Source organism: Micromonospora sp. S4605 (assembly GCF_003176715.1).
Taxonomy (GTDB): Bacteria; Actinomycetota; Actinomycetes; order Mycobacteriales; family Micromonosporaceae; genus Micromonospora; species Micromonospora echinaurantiaca.
This window is the reverse complement of sequence record NZ_QGSW01000470.1, coordinates 1-2,179: the sequence shown is the minus strand read 5'-3', so window position 1 is coordinate 2,179 and position 2,179 is coordinate 1. Positions and strand designations below refer to the sequence as shown.

General features: G+C 74.1%; 5 protein-coding genes and 1 pseudogene. 3 read left to right on the top strand and 3 right to left on the bottom strand.

Features of this window, described 5'->3' with window-relative positions; all coding sequences use genetic code 11:
* A pseudogene (locus tag DLJ47_RS34575) lies at positions 1 to 242 on the bottom strand (hypothetical protein); the annotation flags it as partial.
* A gap of 128 nt (positions 243 to 370) precedes the next feature.
* Here DLJ47_RS34575 and DLJ47_RS34570 point away from each other — a divergent pair.
* The 3 genes from DLJ47_RS34570 to DLJ47_RS34560 are packed head-to-tail and all read left to right on the top strand — an operon-like array spanning position 371 to position 1,568.
* Entirely contained in the window at positions 371 to 694 is a 324-nt protein-coding gene (locus DLJ47_RS34570; protein ID WP_088992269.1) for a DUF6158 family protein, read from the top strand.
* Positions 694 to 1,014 (top strand): hypothetical protein, encoded by a 321-nt coding sequence (locus DLJ47_RS34565; protein ID WP_109906483.1) that lies wholly within the window; start codon positions 694 to 696, stop codon positions 1,012 to 1,014. Before DLJ47_RS34570 ends, DLJ47_RS34565 begins: the two co-directional genes overlap by 1 nt.
* Positions 1,015 to 1,040: 26 nt before the next feature.
* The gene (locus DLJ47_RS34560) at positions 1,041 to 1,568 is read left to right on the top strand and encodes a DUF1360 domain-containing protein (RefSeq protein WP_109906481.1); all 528 of its coding nucleotides are present in this window, start codon (positions 1,041 to 1,043) and stop codon (positions 1,566 to 1,568) included.
* 67 nt (positions 1,569 to 1,635) lie between these two features.
* Here DLJ47_RS34560 and DLJ47_RS34555 read toward each other — a convergent pair whose 3' ends face one another.
* On the bottom strand, positions 1,636 to 1,845 hold the full coding sequence (locus DLJ47_RS34555; protein ID WP_088992272.1) for a hypothetical protein: 210 nt from the start codon (positions 1,843 to 1,845) through the stop codon (positions 1,636 to 1,638).
* Positions 1,846 to 1,877: 32 nt separating this feature from the next.
* A complete protein-coding gene (locus DLJ47_RS34550) occupies positions 1,878 to 2,114 on the bottom strand; it encodes a hypothetical protein (protein ID WP_109906479.1) in 237 nt (78 codons plus the stop codon).
* Positions 2,115 to 2,179 lie beyond the last annotated feature (65 nt).

Below are 2,179 nucleotides of genomic sequence, written 5' to 3'. Positions count from 1 at the left end.
GCCGCCGACGGCGCCGCCGGGGTCGGGGCGGCGGGCCCGCGCAGGGCGTGGCGGACCTCACGCCACCAGACGAACACCACGAAGCCCGCGAAGATCGGCCACTCGAAGGCGTACGCCCAGCTCAGCGCGTTGCCCGAGGCGGCCCGGCCGATCTGCCACCAGCCCAGCGCCAGGAAACCCGCGACCAGCACGACCATGGCCACGTGGCGCACGATCCACGCCGGGGTCCAGAGCCGCTTCATGGCATCGAGGGTACCGGGGCCGCCGCCGTTCTCCGACGCGGTGTCGTAGTCCGTCCGCGCCGGAATGGTTTGGTGCGACCCGGTGTGGGCATCCGTCTAGACGCCAGCCAGAAACTCCACCAGGGGGCGTGATGACCGGATCGATACGACAGGACGAGTTCCCGAGCCCGGAGCAGCGGATGCCCGAGTGGGGTGGCGATCAGGTCCACGACATGGCGTCCACCGGCGTGGACGACGACGGCGACCTGATCGGCGTGGACCCCGCCGAACTGGCCGACGAGGACCTGATCCGCGAGATGCACAGCCTGCACCGCACCCGGCTGGACACGCTGCGACACGCGTCCGACTCGGCGTTGGCGAACCACCTGCGCCGCACCGCCGAGTTGGAGACCGAGTACCTCGCCCGGCACCCGGGCCGCGAGGTCGACCCGAGCCGGCTGCGGGACGAGTGATGGGGACCGCCGAGCGCGGCGTGTCCGCGCCGCCGGAGGTGGTGTTCAGCACCGCGGTCGACCCGGACCGGGCGTCGGCGTGGCTGCCCGGTCCGCTGCGCGTCGACGGCACTCCCGCCGAGCACACCGACGCGGAGGAGTTGTCGGCGCGCTGGACCGCCCCGGGCGACTGGAGCGCGAAGCTGCGGGTGGACCCGGTCGACGCGGGCGGAGCCCGGGTCCGCCTCGACCTGACCGGTGGCACCGACCCCGACCGGCTCGCCGGTGAGGCCCTGGACAGCCTCGCCCGCGAGGTGGCGGACAACCTGCAGGCCGGCTGAGCCGGCGCGGAGCACGAGGAGACCGGGTGACCGACCTGAGGGACAAGGTGGCGCGGCTGCGCCAGGCGTACGCACCGAACGAGTACCGGCCGCTGGGCGGCTATCTGGCGGCGATGGGCACCTACGCGGGGGTGACCGGGGCGATCGCCGGCCTGGTCCGGTTGACCGGCCGGCCGGTGCCCGAGCGCCCCGCCACGGCCGACGTGGTGCTGCTCTGTGTGGCGACCCACAAGCTGAGCCGGCTGCTGTCCAAGGACGCGGTGACCAGCCCGCTGCGCGCCCCGTTCACCCGCTACGACAAGCCGATCGGCAGCGGCGAGGTGATGGAGCAGGTGCGCGACTCGGGCAGCTCCGCCCGGCACGCCATCGGCGAGTTGCTCAGCTGCCCGTTCTGCCTGGCGGTCTGGGTGGCCACCGGGCTGACCGGCGGGCTGGTGTTCGCCCCGCGGCTGACCCGGCTGGTCGCCACCGCGCTGACCGCGGTGGCCGCCTCGGACTTCCTCCAGATGGCGTACGCGGTGGCCCAGCAGGCCGCCGAGGGGGACGAGGACTGACGCCTACCGCGGGAAGCGGGGGCCGGCGATCCGCCGGCCCCCGCTGTCGCGTCGGCAGCCGGGTCCGTCAGGTGGGGGTCGTCCCGTGGTTCTGACCGGCCCAACCCCGGGACCGTTCGGGCTCCCGCTCGTCCTCGTCCGCGCCGGTGATCACGTCCCGGTCCACCGCGGTCTTGTCGTGCTCGTTGGCGAAGTCCGGCTCCGGCAGCGTGTCCACGCCCTCCGGGGGCTGGCCCAGCGCCGGGATCTTCTCGTGCGGCTGCTCGTGGTGGGACATCTCGCTCTCCTCTCGCGGGGGACGCCGGAACGTCAGGTGACCGACCCGCCGAGCAGATCCGCCACCTCGTCCACCGAGTACTCGCCCTCGGGCAGCGCGGCGATCCGGGTGAGCAGCTGAGCGGGCAGCTCCGCGGCGACCGCCCGGCGGTAGATGGTGGCCTGGGTGATCCGCTCCTGGCCGTGGTAGAGGTCCTCCAGCAGGTCGTCGAGCCGCCGGATGTCCGGCTCGTCGCCGACCGGCTCGTCCGCGACCGGCACGCCGGCCACCGGCGCGTCGGCCACGGAGGTGTCGGCCACGGGTCTGTCGGTCACGGGTACGTCCTCGGTCACCC

Excerpts from the sequence above, each read along its gene's own strand:
- DLJ47_RS34565 (WP_109906483.1), top strand. The coding sequence starts at position 694 with ATGGGGACCGCCGAGCGCGGCGTGTCCGCGCCGCCGGAGGTGGTGTTC.
- DLJ47_RS34555 (WP_088992272.1), bottom strand. The coding sequence starts at position 1,845 with ATGTCCCACCACGAGCAGCCGCACGAGAAGATCCCGGCGCTGGGCCAG.